The sequence below is a fragment of the Vulcanisaeta sp. JCM 16161 genome (assembly GCF_001316285.1).
On the sequence record NZ_BBDO01000002.1, the window covers coordinates 164202 to 178636 of the forward strand.

Below are 14435 nucleotides of genomic sequence, written 5' to 3' on the forward strand. Positions count from 1 at the left end.
CTACCATGCAAGGATTTAGTGATATAATGTTGAATTATTGTGAGGACTCCCGAAGGTTAATGGCAGCTTAGCGCCGGGGCTTGTGCAGCATTATTTCTGTTGCCTAAGCTTTGGGTATACGAAGACCACCTTAGCAACCATTGCGTAATACCTGAGTTTCCAGGCGTACTCAATTAGGTCCCTCCTCTTTGTTTCAAAGCCCTCCTTCTCTATTAAATCTGCAATCTCATTCATCTGCTCAATATCCGCCATCGTGTACTCATTCGGGTCCTTATCAAGTAACTGCCTAAGTCTCTCATAGACCTCCCACGTGTAGTACTTGGTCCTCGGCACCGGTAGTAGTGTCTTCACCATGCCCCTGAGGGTCAGCGCCTCCGTCGATGTGAATATACCCTTGGTCTCCAATGCCGTTATGAGAACCTCAGAGAACTGCGTGAAGGCGTTTTCAAGCCTTTCAATCCTAGCTTCAATACCACCAATCCTACCCTCAACCCCATTGATTCTACTTTCAATCTCATTAATCCTATTCTCGATCTTATTGATCCTATTCTCAATTCCATTAATTCTATTCTCAATCTCATTAATTCTACCTTCAATTCTATTAAACCTATCTTCAATTTTATCGAACCTACCTTCAACATTATTAAACCTCTCTTCAATTCTATTGAACGTCTTTTCAATATTATTGAACCTCTCTTCAATACTATTGAATTTACCTTCAACATGGTTGAACCTTAAATCAACATGGCTGAACCTGGACTCCACCTCCGCGAACTTCCTGCCGAGCCAGTAGCTAGAGATGCAGTTGATGACGCAATACTCACCAACACGGCGATTATCGTAATAACATCAACCAAAGCCCACACCCCATTAGAAGGTAACGAACTTAGTATAAATACCTTATTACGTCGTTTATCATTCGCGTCGGCACTATTAGTTAGTCCTGGGCTTGGAAATCCTTAAAAGTAAATGCGTGCATAGACGTTATTGTGAGGGTCCTGGTTACCGGGTGTGGTGGTTACATAGGTACGTTATTAACGCCATACCTACTTAGGAAGGGTTATACTGTAAGGTGTGTTGATAGAATGTTCTTTGGTGATGATGTGCTTAGGCATGTAATTGGTGAGAGGGGTTTTGAGCTCATTAAGGCTGATACAAGGTCATTAAGTAAGGATGTGCTCAATGGTGTTGATGCCGTTGTCGACCTAGCGGCATTATCAAATGACCCAACAGGTGAGTTGAACCCCCAGTGGACGCTTGACATTAATTATAGGCTAGGGCCAGGTTAGCTAAGTTGGCAAGCGAGGTTGGTGTTTCTAGGTATGTGCTTGCCTCAAGCTGTAGTGTCTATGGTAGGCAAAGCGGCATAGCTGATGAGAATACTGAGCCGAATCCATTAACGACCTATGCCAAGGCCAATTTATTGGCCGAGGGAGATGTGCTTCCACTTGCCAGTGATAAGTTCACCGTGACCGCTCTAAGGTTTGCAACCGTGTATGGACCGTCAGTTAGGATGAGGTTTGACCTCGTGATTAATGCGATGACTCTCTCGGCATTTACTGAGGGTGTTATTTATGTTGAGGGTGATGGAATGCAGGAGAGGCCCCTTGTCCATGTTATGGATGTTGTTAGGGCTGTGAATGCAGTACTTGAGGCGCCGAGCGATAGGGTTAATGGCATGGTGTTTAATGTTGGTTCCGATGAACAGAACTTCAGGGTTATTGACATGGCTAGGATCGTGCAGAGTATCGTGGGTGGTGAGGTTAGGTTTAGGGGCATGGTTGATGCCAGGAGTTATAGGGTCAGCTTCAGGCGTATTAGGGAGGTGCTGAACTTTGATGTGCTTTATAACGTGGATGATGGTGTTAAGCAGGTTTACCATGAATTAATCGTCGGGCATTTGAGACCTGAGGATAGGTGGTTCACGGTTAAGTGGTACAAGAACTGCTTGAGCAAAACCCGAAGCTGTTAGATACTTATTAAGCTGTGCTAATGATACTATTTCCCTCACCGAGTATTAAGCTATAATTACCACTACTAAGTCTAACCCTGGATCTGGGACCAATAATGCTATCAATAAGCCTGGCCCTACTCAACTCGAGTGATGCATCGTTAAGTATTAATGACCTGCTTAGGCTCCCACCATTTATTGAGGCGTTCGATTCGACATCAACGTAATGCTCAATTACCGTATCCTTACCAATCACCGAACCCCTCCCAATGTAGGCCGGTCCGTGAACCCTACCCTCGATTACTGCTCCTCGCTCTATAATGACCCTACCATTAACCTCGCCCCTGACCTCACCCTCAATCCTTGGCTTAGCTCATCAAGCATTAGGTAGAGTAGGTCGAGTATGTCCTGGGGTGTTCCCATGTCCTTCCACCAACTATTGGTCACTGAGTACCCCACCCTCCTGCCGTTATCGATGAACCACTGAATTAGGTCTGTTATCTCATACTCACCCCTTGCCGACGGCTTAAGCGTGCTAAAGGCCCTCTCCACATCCCTGGAGTCCCTGAACATGTATATCCCAGTCATTACCAGGCTGTTGGGTGGTGGTTCCCTGGGCTTCTCAATGAGCCTTATTACCTTACCGTCCTTAATCACGGCATTCCCAAACCTAGTTGGGTCCTTATGCTTGGTTAGTACTATGTAGACGTCGTAATCGCCCTCCCTGAACTCGCGGATAAACCTATCGAGGCCCTCACCGAAGTAATTATCGCCTAAGTGCACTATTAACTCGCCGTCCGCGCCCTCCTCAATTGCCCTGTGTATTGCATGGGCAATACCAAGCCTCTCCCTCTGCTCAACATACCTAATACTCACGCCCAGGCTTGACCCATCACCGAGCGCCTGCTTAAATAGAAAGCCTAGGTGACCAATAACCACATGGATATTGCTAATGCCATTGCTCATTAATCCCTCTATTATCCTCGTGATGAGGGGCTTACCCATTATCGGTATTAAGGGCTTCGGCAACGTATATGTCAACGGCCTAAGCCTAGTGCCTTCACCAGCAACGAGAATAATACCATTTATAGGCATTAAATGTCTCCTTTTAGAATTAGTTTTAAAGTGTTTAATTTATGAAAATCGATTTAGTATCCATAATACTTAAAACACTGAGCATGGGGATTTCGTGAATGGTTAAGGAAAGCACCGTTGCCGCTGTTGTACTTAATTACCTACCAACCGCGGCCAATTACGCATTGGCTATTGCGTACATAGTTGTCTTAACGAGGTACATACCATTGACGCAGTACGGCTACTACAACGCGCTCTTCGCAATAATTAATTCAATAGGTGCCCTAATACCAATACCGGGAATTTCAGGTGCAATTGCTAGGGAAGGGGCTATTGAGTATGCCAGGGGTGGTGATGCCAAGCCCTACTTCGCCGCGATGACCTTCATGTCCCTAGTAATGGCTGTAATTTACGGCTTAATCATTGCCTTGGCAACCCCGTTATACGTAGGTAATGGCATACCCAAGTGGTTGCTTGGTACGGCGTATATCTACATCGGTACTGTGTTTATTCAGTCAATTGCGGGTGCCTGGGTCTTTACCTATGGTTGATGGGTAGGGTTGCATCTCAGGGTATGGGATCAACTCTCAACATGCTCGTGATGAGGGCCTTTCAGGTGCTGTTAATAGTCATTATGCGCAATGTCTATGCACTGGCCATATCAGTGCTCCTGGGCTCACTGACGCAATTGCTTTATTACCTTGGCGTTGTTAAGGGCTTTGTAGATCCAAGGTCTGGCATTAACATAGTAAGACGCGGAGCAAGGGGACTTCTAGAGTTTGGTTTTCAGTCGTGGATACTTGGTTACATGGGTACGCTCAGCTTTAACCTATTAATGTACCTTGTCTATGTTTACCTTGGTCCGGGATTCACGGGGATTTACGGTCTAGCAGCCGCAATTGCGAATGCTGTGACTGCTCTAGGCCCCGCGTATCCACGGTAATGAACAGTAGGTTGTCTCAGGGACTTGGTATTGGCATGGATGTCGCCAAGACATTCCGTGAGTATGCAATACCTTCATTCATAGCCGCGTCGTTACTAGCCCAGTTAATAGTCCTCGCATTACCTGCCCTACCAATGATAGGCATAATTAGTGGTGAGTATGTTAGGTCAATACCCTACGCATCGGTACTACTGGGTTACACGCCATTAGCCGTCATAGCCAACGTATACACGTCCTATTACTGGGTCATTGGCAGGGGTTGGTATGCATTACTGGCGAACTCCATTGGCCTGGGCCTTGGGGTGCTCACCTACATAGCCCTTCACTTCCTGGGTATTTACATGGCGATAGCCAGTAACTACCTGATCTACGTATTGACACTCATAGTCTTTTGGTTCAGTGAGAAGTGGAGCGTCCGAAGCATCAATGTCCTGGTCATCGGTTTGTCCCTAGTACTAACCATAATCTCCTCCTGCGCGGTGCCTCTTTTCGACCCACCAATTACCTGGCCATCAACGCAGTTGATTGCCATGGCCATATTATTAACGGTCCTTTACCTAATTAAGCCATTGCCCAAGGCGCTGGTTAACCAGGTTCCAGGGTTTGCGAGACCAATGATCAAGCCATTTACTAGGTCTGAGAAATGAGCTCCATAATTCCCTTTGGTATTTCCATGTTCCATTTGTTGAATGCATCCTTAATGCTTATTATCCTGCAGTCATTGGTGCCGTACAAATCCTTTAGTTTGTCGATGCCCCTGCAGTAGTCTGGGTGTAGCTCGGCAGGTTCTCCCAGACCCACCTAGCCGTTATTGGGAATTTATCGACTAACGTACTGAACATCAACCACGCAACCAACCTAATCTCATGAAAAGCCCCAAGCCCCGTCCTAAGCGGCATGAAGTTTAGGAAGAACTCCCTGGCATTCATCTGAACCCAAGCCCTACTGGCCATAGCGTTGGGTAGTAGGTACCTGGCATCCTCGGGCGCTAATCCCTCCCTAGCCTTAACGTAGGCCTGCGACGCATTGCTAAGGAAGCCGGTCCACTCACTGGCTAGGCCCGGCGGTAGTACGTAGCGTAGTTGCCCCCTTGCGTAGTCGACGTACCTCTGGCTCTCCTGCCAATAACTAGCCACCCTATGCCTAACGAGCTCATGCGTGAACGCCCTACTACCCTCAACAAGCCAACTTGCACCCATGAATTCAAGCACGCTGTGGTGCCCATCCCTCAGAAAACCCGTTATCCTCCTCTGAACAAGCTCGGGCTTCTCCCTAACCCTTTTAATGGCATCCTCAATCGAGTAGGCCCTATAAACCACGTCGGTCATCGCCGCTATCAACTCCTCACTACCCCAGGTGAGTACAAGCTCAACCCTTGGTTTAATTATACTAACCACATTTACCTTTACCTCCTGCACACTTATAAACCGACACTTAATTAAAACTGGGTATGGTGTAAATTAAGCAGTATTACTGCTGTTGATACAGCCAGCAAGCAACCTGCCTATTATTAACTCTTATTAACTGCGGCTCCCTCTCCTTACACACACTCATTGCGTATGGGCACCTCGGGTGGAATCTACAACCGGGCGGTGGATTCACCAGGCTTGGTACCTCACCGGTTGGTGGTTCAAGCTCCTTCCTGCCTATCGTTGGCACGGACTTAAGAAGTAACTGCGTATATGGGTGCATTGGCTTCTTAAAGATCTCATCAACATCCCCCATCTCCACTATCTTACCTGCATACATTATGGCCACCCTATCGGATATGTAGTATGCCACGGCTATGTTATGGGTTATGAATAGGTAGGTGAGTTTCAACTGCTCCTTAAGGTCCATTAACAGGTTAAGTACCTGGGCCTGTAGTGACGCATCTAGGCGGATGTCGGCTCGTCGAGGACTATGAACCTCGGTCTCTTGATAATTGCCCTGGCTATGGCAACCCTCTGAACCTGGCCACCACTCAGCTCCCTGGGCCTCTTATTACCATGCTCCCTATAATTAAGGCCCACCATCTCCATTGCCTCCCTAACCCTATCCTCATCGAAATGACCAAGTGGTTCTGAGATTATTTCCTTAACGGAGAGCCTCGGGTTGAGTGAGCTGTATGGATTTTGGAACACCATGGCGACCTGCTGCCTAACCCAGGGTATCTTATCCTCAGTAACCCTCTCACCCATGAAGTAGTACTCACCACCATCAGGCCTCTCAAGCGTGACCAGTAGCTTGCCCAGTGTTGTCTTACCTGAACCACTCTCGCCAATCAGCCCAGCGTCTCGCCCTCCTCAATCTCAATGCTCACGTTATCCACTGCCCTGACCCAGGCAGGCTTCTTACCAAACAACCTATCCAATATGCCAATCTTATAGGCTAGGTAGTACTTCCTGAGGTTGACTGTCTTAACTATTGGGGCATGCCCATCACCCACCGTAGAGCCAGCACCTAACTACCCTATTATTCACCCTTGTTAATTTGGGTTCCTGAACCTGCATATGTCCTTAACATATGGGCACCTCGGGTGGAACTTACAGCCGCTTGGTAGGTCTAGGAATGATGGTGGGTTTCCAGGTATTGACTGCAACTTAACCTTGCCACTAACGAACTTCGATAGGTCGGGGACACCGGCTATTAATCCCTGGGTGTATGGGTGCATTGGCTCCCTAATAACGGACTCTATGTCCCATCCTCCATTATGCGCCCTGCGTAGAGGACTACGAGCCTCGTGGATATTACGTAGGCAAGGCTTATGTCGTGGGTTATGAATAGGATCGCCGTCTCCATCTCCTTACTCAACTGCTTGAATAGGTTTATTACCTGTGCCTGTATTGTAACGTCCAACGCCGACGTTGGCTCATCCGCAATGAGTATCTTTGGCTTAAGTATTAATGACATTGCAAGCACAACCCTCTGTATCTGACCACCGGAGAGTTGGTGTGGGTACCTCAGCATTATTATCTCTGGGTCTGGGAACCTGAGGTCCTTAAGGCTTGAATGGCCATTTCATAGGCCCTATCCTCACTGTATTTTTCACCACTTCTCTCCATCCTAATCCTGGCGGCCTCCATGAGTTGGTAACCAACGGTCTTCACGGGATTGAGGCTTGTGAATGGGTTCTGCAGAATCATGAATACGGTGGTGCCCCTGTACTTCTCCATCTCCTTCTCACTAAGCTCCAGTAGGTTGACTCCGTCAACCATTATCCTCCCAGAGACGAAGGCATTGCCTGGTAGTACCCTGGCTATTGCCTGGCCAAGGGTTGACTTGCCTGAGCCGCTCTCACCGACGATGCCACTATCTCGCCCTTATCAACGTCCAGGTTTATATCATCAAGTACGTGGAGCTCCCCCATGACCGTCCTATAACCAACGTATAAATCTCTAATTGATAGGAGGACCATACCCACCACTTCAGTACACGGCCCTACCACCTATTATGTCCTGCAACCTATCACCAAGTAGTACAAAGCCCAGCGCAATAATAAGTATTGTTATGCTTGGGAACACGGCCCACCACCAGTACTTCGGGAATCCCCAGCTAACGCCATCAGAAGCCATCTCGCCGAGTATTGGAAGCCCGGGTTGTAAACCGACCCCTATGAAGTTAAGTATTGCCGCCGCCAGTATTACATTGCCGAAGTCGAGCATTGCATAGGCTATTATTGGGTCTATCGTGTTAATAAATAGGTACTTAAAGAAGAGCTTGATTGGCGATACCCCGTAGAGTTGGGCAGCGGCTATGTAGTCCATGGCCTTAACCCTAAGGGTCTCAGCCTGAAGAGCCTCGCGTATATTGGCCACCAAACAATTATGAAGGAGTAAATCATACCTATGAAACTAGCCTTTAGCAGTACGGACACCACTATGGCGAGTATTATGGCTGGTACTGATAGGAATGCGTCGGTTATCCTCATGAGGATCTCATCCCACCAACCGCCCAGATAACCAGCGCTAATGCCCAATGCAGCCCCAATTAGTATTGCCGAGAGCACCACGAGGAATGCCGGGTAAGCGGCGCTGTAGGGTATTGAGTATAGGATCCTCGACAGTATGTCCTGACCCATGTAATTAGTACCCATTAGGTGAGCCCATGATGGTGGTTGGAATGCACCAGCCAGGTTTTGGGCAAATGGATTATACGGCAGCAATACCCATCCAAGTCTTGGGTCTCTGAGGTATGCGGCCAATATCTCTAGTATTCCCTGTATTATCGACCAAATAACGAATGCGGCCACTATGACCAGCCCGACAAGGCCGGCGGGGTCCCTGGATATCAACTTAATCCAATTCCATGCGGCTGCTGCGAATCCGCCGGCAGCCCTTCTCTCTGTTACCTGCTCTGTCATGTTATCCTCACCCTTGGGTCAAGTATTCCATAGAGTATGTCCGCGATGAAGTTTGCAATAATGACTGATATTCCAACGAATAGCGTTATGTCATAAACCATTAATGGATCAACGCTCGTTATGGCCACTGTTGTTATGTAGCCCATTCCGTGATAGTCAAACACGTCCTCAGCAACGTAGGCCCCAGTCCAGGCTAGGGCGAATGTTAATACCATGAGAGTTACCAGCGGTATTAAGGCATTCCTCAGACCAATCTTGTAAACCACGACCCTCCTTGATAGGCCCTTAACGTATGCAAGCCTTACGTAGTCGCTCTCGAGAACATCAAGCATGGTGTTCCTGGCCATCCTAGTATAGACGCCAAAGCTGTAAAGGACTACTGCGAACATGGGCAGTATCATGTGTATTAAGTAGCTCTCCGCATAGGCCCAGTCGTGCTCGATTAACGCATCGATTAAGGGCCAACCTGTTATTGGCTTGGGCCTGGGGAGTAGTGGATTTACGTAGCCGCTTGTTGGTAGGTGGGTCCATGGTCCAAGCATATGGCGAATATTAATAGTAGGAGTAGGGCTATGAAGTATGGTGGTGAGGACCAGGTGAATATGTAGAATGCCCTAATTAAGTAGTCAGCCCACTTATTCCTATTTGCTGAGGCAATGGCGCCTAAGTATGTTCCAAGGAGTACGGTTATTATTACTGCGGGTATCATGAATGTGAGTGTTATTGGCAGGTAATGCATTATTATATAGGCCTCGGGCTCCTTATAGATTGGGTCGTAACCAAGGTTACCGCTAAAGACATTTATTAGGTAGTCAATGAATTGAACATAAAGTGGCGCATCAAGATGATACTCCTTAACTATTGTTTCCAATTGGGCCATTGTGGGGTGAGGGCCTGCGTAAAGCCTAGCCAATGCAAGCGGTGTTGTATATATTGCGTGAACTAAAACGAACATTAGTAGGAGTAATAGCAATAGTGTTATTATGGCATTAATAAACCTCCTTACTACGAATATTAGAAAGTCACGACCAGCCATACAAACATCGATATATTCGTTTCTTTAAAAAGCTTACCCACAGGTACATAGTCCTAAAAATACCTAGGATTATAAATTGATCTGTATTGATTATAAAAAATATCAATATAAATTTTTAAATAATTATAGAAATTATTTATATTATGAGCTTACCTGCACAACCTTGGTTCCGTTGGAGTACGTCACAACTGTTATGGTTACTGGCTTGTAGTACATTGTGTTGTAGTAGTAGCCTGTCCATGTGACTACTATACCCTTCACATACGGCTGCACTAGGAAGTATGGTACTGGGTCTGGTATCCAGACATACGGTGCCTGGTTATAAACTATCTTATATACCTGCTTAGCAATCTGTATCTGCTCGGTTAGGTTTGTCGTGAATGCGGCCTCATAGAGTAGGTTTGTGACGTTCGGGTTGTTATACCAGGCGTAGTCACCGGTTGGTAATGAGCCCGTTAGTATTGATATTGCCATCTGCATTATTGGGTCTGGCCAATCAGCGCACCAGCCAACGTCATAGATCAGCCTACCACTTACTGATGGTGATGTCCAGCTGTCAAACTCTGATGATGTTACGTAACTCACAGCAGTCGGTATTCCTATTTGGCTTAGGTCTTGAGACACGATCTCGAGCTGCTCCTCTAACTGCGGCGTTACTGGCGGTATTACGTATATCGGTATTGACGGTAGCTTCTGCCCACTTGGGTTGCCGATGACGGTGCCGTTTGGTAGTACTGTGTAGAAGTCACCCTCCCAACCGGACTTGTTGAGGTACTCAATGGCTAGGTTCGGGTTATAGCTATAGAATGGTAGGTGGTCTGGGTTGTATAGTGCTGGGTTTAGTGGCGTGAATGGACCTAGGTAGTACGTAGCCAGTGTTGTGTTTAGTAGTGGTGAGTAGTACGTGTATAACAATGCCGTGTAATTAATGGCATGCTCAATGGCTAGCCTGAAGTCCGTTATGTTCGTTGGCCACCTCTGCGTGTTCATTGATAGCATCATTATGCACTCAGGTGTTAAGTCCCAATCAATATGCACAATAGCTGTTGGTGGTAAGTACTGATTGTATGGCGACCAGGCACTATAGACCTGGCTTAGGAATGGCGAACTCACATAAGATAACTGGGCCTGGTTCTCTGCAAATAACTCGACCCTGTCTGTATGTGACTCACTTATCTTCAAATCAATTATTTGTATGTGACCTGGTTGGTCAAGTACAGGTAATGAACCCGCTGGATAATTATTGCCCCAGTAGTTGGGATTGATCTTAAGGACTATTTCTGTGAACTCGCCAGGTGTACCCGTGACACTCTCAATCTCGTATGGTCCTGTACCTGGTAGTCCGTATTGGCATAGGTAACTGTTTGGCGAATTGGGTTGTACACCGCCGTGCGCGTCTACGTAGGCTGGCGGAACCATAGCACCCCACCAAGACGCAATATCAAGTAGGAAGTACATATATGGATGTATCAGGTTTATCTCAACCTCGTAAGGCCCAAGAACCACCACTGCCTGGTTCGGATAACTCATCATCTTCTGAATTGTTGCGTTGTTTACGTTAAAGTTGCTTAGGACATTCGCCAATGCATAGGCACACAGTGTGGCGTTGCTTATGTAGGCATTGTTACCGGTTGCGTAGGCAAGTGCATGGCAAGCACCCCATGGTATGGCATAGCCAGTCTGGCTGTAAACACTCATGTGGAATAGTAATGAACCATAATTACTCACACCTGGTCCTTGTCCCATGATTATAGTCCTGTATAGCTGAACCATACTACGGTTGCGTTGAATGGCTCGCCGTCGGTGAAGTAGACGCCTTGTCTTAGGGTGAAGATGTAGTGCTTGTAGTCTGGGCTCACAGTCCAATTAGTAGCCAACATAGGAACAACATGGAAGTAATCACTACCATTCCAAGTTACCAACTCCTGGTAAACAACATTAAATATCGGCTCATCCATAGTCCAGAAACCTGTTGCTGGGTCTAAGCAATCAGGTGATGCTACGTCCGTTAAGTCAATTAGTTCGTTTGGGTTTGGTGGTGCTAGTGTTATTGTTTGGTTCGAGACCACGGTCACCGTCGGCTTAGTAACTGTCGGAGGCGGAGAAACAACCTTCTTACTCGGGTGATAAGTCACCGCGAAGTAAGCACCCAACGCAACAACCACCACAACAACCACGATTATACCTGCTAGTGCCGCCTTTGAAATTCCCCATTTATTAAGGGACCTAGGCATGAATTAGGATCAATTATTTATCCTTAAAAGTTTTACTCACCACCATATATTAATACTTATGGTTTAGAGATAATTTAGCTAAAAGGCTACTAAATATAAATGTACAAATGATCGTTCTAAATATAAATAGATTATAATTAACCTTTTAATTATTCAATTACACTATAGCTCATGCCGCTGCTGCCTTTGCCCTTATTGGCTGTGAGTTTAATAGTGGTGCTGGTCTATTGAATACTTCCTGGTATATCATTGCGAATGCCGTGTACCAAGCCAGTAATGCGGTTATTATACCAACGTAGCCACCCACGATTGTTAGGCCTGCGGCGAGCAGGAAGAATGTGAGCCAGAGCGTTAGGAATACTAGCCAGAGCGCCCAATTAAGCCTGAAGGTATATATCCAGAAGATAAACGTAAATATTCCAAACGCCGCTAAAACGGCGCTTATGCCCGCAGCGCTCAGTGTAACTAGTCCCATGTGCGCCAGCAGCACGGTTATGAAGTACCACTCCCAGAATGCGCCGTATGTGAAGAATGCCGCGTAGCCAAAGGTATTTCCACTCCTCCACTCATAAAGGCCAGCGACTATTTGGCTAACCCGCCATAGAATGCCGCCAGACCTATTACTACGTCTGAGCCCGCGGTTATTATGTGCGCATTAAATAAACTGAGGATTAAGGTTGTTAATGCGAAGCCGGATAAGCCAAGTGGTGCGGGGTTAGCGGTCTTTTCAGGCATTTAACTCACCCCTGTTTACCAAGCCTTTCTATTTCAGCCTTAAACTCCTCATAGGCCCTCTTAACCTCCTCAACGCTTGCCTCATCCTCGAGCGTCGTAACATCACCCAGCGGTTGACCCGTAACCACAGCCTTAACTAGCCTCCTCATTATTTTACCACTCCTTGTCTTAGGTAGTTTGGTTACGAAGAATATATTCGATAATGTGGCTATTGGCCCCACGAGCTCCCTAACCTTATTATTCAACTCAGCCTTCAACTGCTCAGAGGTTGGTAACCCTGCTTAAGGACTACGTAGGCCACTGGTACCTCGCCCTTCACAGGGTCTGGGACACCGACTACTGCGGCCTCGGCCACGGCTGGGTGTTGTATCAAGGCTGACTCCAGCTCGTACGTACCGAGCCTATGCCCGGCAACCTTAATAACCTCGTCAGCCCTGCCAAGTATCCAGAAGTAGCCATCCTCATCCTTAACCGCGTAGTCGCCTGCGTAGAACATCCCAGGGAACTTACTCCAGTATGTCTTAACGTACCTATCCGGGTCCTTCCAAATCGTCAGTAACATCCCAGGCCATGGCCTCTTAATCACGAGGTAACCCCTCTGGCCCGGTGGCACTGGGTTGCCGTTATCATCAACCACATCCGCATCAATGCCTGGTAATGGCGGCCCATTAGTACCCGGTTTAAGTGGGACCAGGGCGAGGCCTGGTGCATGCGATATCAATATGCCCCCTGTCTCCGTCATCCACCAGGTGGAGCCAAAGGGCACCTTCTCCCTACCCACCAAGTTCCATAACCAGCGCCAGGCCTCTGGTTTATTGGCTCACCAACACTGTGAATGAGCCTTATCGTGCTAAGGTCATGCTTCTTAACCCACTCGTCACCAAACCTCATCAGCGTCCTAATACCGGTGGGGCTTGTGTAAAGTATAGTTGCCCCATACCTCTCAACAATAGCCCACCAACGGTCTGGGTTAGGATAATCGAGGGCCCCCTCAAACATTATCGTGGTCATACCCTCAAGGAGCGGTCCAAAGACTATGTAACTATGGCCGGTTACCCAGCCTATGTCGGCTGTGCAGAAGTGTATGTCGTCCTCCCTGGCATCGAAGACCCACTTCATGGTTGCGTGTAGCAGCACCATGTAACCTCCGGTATCATGAACAATACCCTTTGGTTTGCCTGTCGTACCTGACGTATATAATATATATAACGGGTGCTCACTCTCCACAGGCTCTGGCTCCACGTAGGCGTTCATGGGCACGTCAGCCATAACCTCATGCCACCAGTAGTCCCTGCCCTTAACCATGTTAATGTCACTTAGCCCAACCCTCCTGTAGACGATTACGTTCTTAACCGTGGGCGCTTGCTCGAGGGCCTTATCCACGATATCCTTAAGCCTAATCACCCTACCACGCCTATAGCCGCCATCGGCCGTTATCACGAGCTTCGCATCCGCATCGTTAAGCCTATCCGCCAAAGCCTGCGCCGTAAATCCGCTGAAGACCACCGTGAATATTACGCCAAGCCTTGCGGCTGCGAGCATCGCTATGGGTAGTTCGGGAATCATCGGTAGGTAAATGCCTATGGTATCCCCCTTCTTAAGGCCGAATTTATTCTTAAGCACATAGGCGAGCCTATTGACCTCACGCCATAGGTCGTAATACGTCAATTTACGAACCTCAAGTGGATTGCCATTTTGGTCGACAGGCTCGCCCTCCCAAATAATGGCTACTTTATTCTTTCTACCACCCTTAACATGCCTATCAAGGGTTAGGTACGAGGCATTGAGCTTGCCTCCAACGAACCACTTATAGAACGGTGGCTGTGGATCGGCGACGAGTACCTTATCCCAGGGCTTAAACCACTCAAGCTCCCTGGCAATATTCGACCAGAATGCCTCAATGTCCTTAAGGCTTTCCTGGTGGATCCTTCTATATTCCTCAGGATCAACGGCCCTCTCTTTACCAACCTCGGGAATTATTTTTTTCCTTGAAGGGTAGAGCCCATGTTACGGACATACAAAGTAATACTAATTTAAGGATTTTATAAGCTTTATTAATGATTCATTACTTTATAATAATATATAAAAAATGATAATATAATGATAATATTCAGAATATA

16 protein-coding genes and 5 pseudogenes are annotated in these 14435 nt (G+C 47.2%); 4 read left to right on the forward strand and 17 right to left on the reverse strand.

Annotated features, from left to right (window positions below):
- Positions 1–90 precede the first annotated feature (90 nt).
- Entirely contained in the window at positions 91–765 is a 675-nt protein-coding gene (locus JCM16161_RS03330; RefSeq protein WP_054854994.1) for a hypothetical protein, read from the reverse strand.
- A gap of 224 nt (positions 766–989) precedes the next feature.
- Between JCM16161_RS03330 and JCM16161_RS03335 the strand changes: the two are divergent.
- Positions 990–1972 (forward strand): annotated as a pseudogene (locus JCM16161_RS03335) (NAD(P)-dependent oxidoreductase).
- 7 nt (positions 1973–1979) lie between these two features.
- Here JCM16161_RS03335 and JCM16161_RS14755 read toward each other — a convergent pair.
- Positions 1980–2270, reverse strand: a complete 291-nt coding sequence (locus tag JCM16161_RS14755; protein WP_243669159.1) for a hypothetical protein — start codon at positions 2268–2270, stop codon at positions 1980–1982.
- Positions 2267–3046, reverse strand: a complete 780-nt coding sequence (locus tag JCM16161_RS03340; RefSeq protein WP_243668977.1) for a sugar phosphate nucleotidyltransferase — start codon at positions 3044–3046, stop codon at positions 2267–2269. The genes JCM16161_RS14755 and JCM16161_RS03340 overlap by 4 nt, the downstream gene beginning before the upstream one ends.
- Positions 3047–3144: 98 nt before the next feature.
- Between JCM16161_RS03340 and JCM16161_RS14760 the strand changes: the two genes are divergently transcribed.
- Genes JCM16161_RS14760 through JCM16161_RS14770 form a run of 3 tightly spaced genes read left to right on the forward strand, consistent with a single transcriptional unit; the run spans position 3145 to position 4615 of the window.
- Positions 3145–3576 carry a hypothetical protein gene (locus JCM16161_RS14760; RefSeq protein ID WP_243668980.1) on the forward strand — a complete coding sequence of 144 codons (432 nt, stop codon included), beginning with the start codon at positions 3145–3147 and terminating at the stop codon, positions 3574–3576.
- Positions 3576–3968, forward strand: coding sequence for an oligosaccharide flippase family protein (locus JCM16161_RS14765; protein WP_243668982.1), 393 nt, complete (start codon positions 3576–3578; stop codon positions 3966–3968). Before JCM16161_RS14760 ends, JCM16161_RS14765 begins: the two co-directional genes overlap by 1 nt.
- Positions 3968–4615 carry a hypothetical protein gene (locus tag JCM16161_RS14770; RefSeq protein WP_243668984.1) on the forward strand — a complete coding sequence of 216 codons (648 nt, stop codon included), beginning with the start codon at positions 3968–3970 and terminating at the stop codon, positions 4613–4615. Before JCM16161_RS14765 ends, JCM16161_RS14770 begins: the two co-directional genes overlap by 1 nt.
- Before the next feature lie 93 nt (positions 4616–4708).
- Here JCM16161_RS14770 and thyX read toward each other — a convergent pair whose 3' ends face one another.
- From thyX to acs, 14 genes and pseudogenes are all read right to left on the reverse strand, one after another.
- Complete coding sequence (thyX, locus tag JCM16161_RS03350) at positions 4709–5365, reverse strand: FAD-dependent thymidylate synthase (RefSeq protein WP_243668986.1); 657 nt, start codon at positions 5363–5365, stop codon at positions 4709–4711.
- A 73-nt stretch (positions 5366–5438) separates the two neighbouring features.
- Positions 5439–5807 (reverse strand): ABC transporter ATP-binding protein, encoded by a 369-nt coding sequence (locus JCM16161_RS14775; protein ID WP_243668988.1) that lies wholly within the window; start codon positions 5805–5807, stop codon positions 5439–5441.
- 35 nt (positions 5808–5842) lie between these two features.
- Positions 5843–6190, reverse strand: a complete 348-nt coding sequence (locus tag JCM16161_RS14780) for an ATP-binding cassette domain-containing protein (RefSeq protein ID WP_243669161.1) — start codon at positions 6188–6190, stop codon at positions 5843–5845.
- 41 nt (positions 6191–6231) lie between these two features.
- On the reverse strand, positions 6232–6396 hold the full coding sequence (locus JCM16161_RS14785) for a hypothetical protein (RefSeq protein WP_243668990.1): 165 nt from the start codon (positions 6394–6396) through the stop codon (positions 6232–6234).
- Positions 6397–6435: 39 nt separating this feature from the next.
- A complete protein-coding gene (locus tag JCM16161_RS14790) occupies positions 6436–6621 on the reverse strand; it encodes a hypothetical protein (protein ID WP_243668992.1) in 186 nt (61 codons plus the stop codon).
- A 20-nt stretch (positions 6622–6641) separates the two neighbouring features.
- Positions 6642–7210, reverse strand: a pseudogene (locus JCM16161_RS14795) (ABC transporter ATP-binding protein).
- Positions 7207–7371: a hypothetical protein gene (locus tag JCM16161_RS14800; protein ID WP_243668994.1), complete on the reverse strand. Its 165-nt coding sequence runs from the start codon at positions 7369–7371 to the stop codon at positions 7207–7209. Before JCM16161_RS14800 ends, JCM16161_RS14795 begins: the two are co-directional and overlap by 4 nt.
- A gap of 4 nt (positions 7372–7375) precedes the next feature.
- Positions 7376–7878: pseudogene (locus JCM16161_RS14805) on the reverse strand (ABC transporter permease).
- Positions 7879–8306: 428 nt separating this feature from the next.
- Positions 8307–9346: pseudogene (locus tag JCM16161_RS03370) on the reverse strand (ABC transporter permease).
- A 141-nt stretch (positions 9347–9487) separates the two neighbouring features.
- Positions 9488–11119 carry an ABC transporter substrate-binding protein gene (locus JCM16161_RS03375; RefSeq protein ID WP_243668996.1) on the reverse strand — a complete coding sequence of 544 codons (1632 nt, stop codon included), beginning with the start codon at positions 11117–11119 and terminating at the stop codon, positions 9488–9490.
- Positions 11095–11580 carry an ABC transporter substrate-binding protein gene (locus tag JCM16161_RS03380; RefSeq protein ID WP_054854996.1) on the reverse strand — a complete coding sequence of 162 codons (486 nt, stop codon included), beginning with the start codon at positions 11578–11580 and terminating at the stop codon, positions 11095–11097. Before JCM16161_RS03380 ends, JCM16161_RS03375 begins: the two co-directional genes overlap by 25 nt.
- Positions 11581–11749: 169 nt before the next feature.
- Positions 11750–12166: an acetate uptake transporter gene (locus JCM16161_RS03385; protein WP_243669163.1), complete on the reverse strand. Its 417-nt coding sequence runs from the start codon at positions 12164–12166 to the stop codon at positions 11750–11752.
- A complete protein-coding gene (locus JCM16161_RS14810) occupies positions 12163–12252 on the reverse strand; it encodes a hypothetical protein (RefSeq protein WP_243669165.1) in 90 nt (29 codons plus the stop codon). The genes JCM16161_RS03385 and JCM16161_RS14810 overlap by 4 nt, the downstream gene beginning before the upstream one ends.
- A 68-nt stretch (positions 12253–12320) precedes the next feature.
- Positions 12321–14295, reverse strand: a pseudogene (acs, locus tag JCM16161_RS03390) (acetate--CoA ligase).
- Positions 14296–14435 lie beyond the last annotated feature (140 nt).

Excerpts from the sequence above, each read along its gene's own strand:
- JCM16161_RS03340 (WP_243668977.1), bottom strand. The coding sequence starts at position 3,046 with ATGCCTATAAATGGTATTATTCTCGTTGCTGGTGAAGGCACTAGGCTT.
- JCM16161_RS14760 (WP_243668980.1), top strand. The coding sequence starts at position 3,145 with ATGGTTAAGGAAAGCACCGTTGCCGCTGTTGTACTTAATTACCTACCA.
- JCM16161_RS14765 (WP_243668982.1), top strand. The coding sequence starts at position 3,576 with ATGGGTAGGGTTGCATCTCAGGGTATGGGATCAACTCTCAACATGCTC.
- JCM16161_RS14770 (WP_243668984.1), top strand. The coding sequence starts at position 3,968 with ATGAACAGTAGGTTGTCTCAGGGACTTGGTATTGGCATGGATGTCGCC.
- JCM16161_RS14775 (WP_243668988.1), bottom strand. The coding sequence starts at position 5,807 with ATGGACCTTAAGGAGCAGTTGAAACTCACCTACCTATTCATAACCCAT.
- JCM16161_RS14790 (WP_243668992.1), bottom strand. The coding sequence starts at position 6,621 with ATGCACCCATACACCCAGGGATTAATAGCCGGTGTCCCCGACCTATCG.
- JCM16161_RS03375 (WP_243668996.1), bottom strand. The coding sequence starts at position 11,119 with ATGGTTCAGCTATACAGGACTATAATCATGGGACAAGGACCAGGTGTG.
- JCM16161_RS03380 (WP_054854996.1), bottom strand. The coding sequence starts at position 11,580 with ATGCCTAGGTCCCTTAATAAATGGGGAATTTCAAAGGCGGCACTAGCA.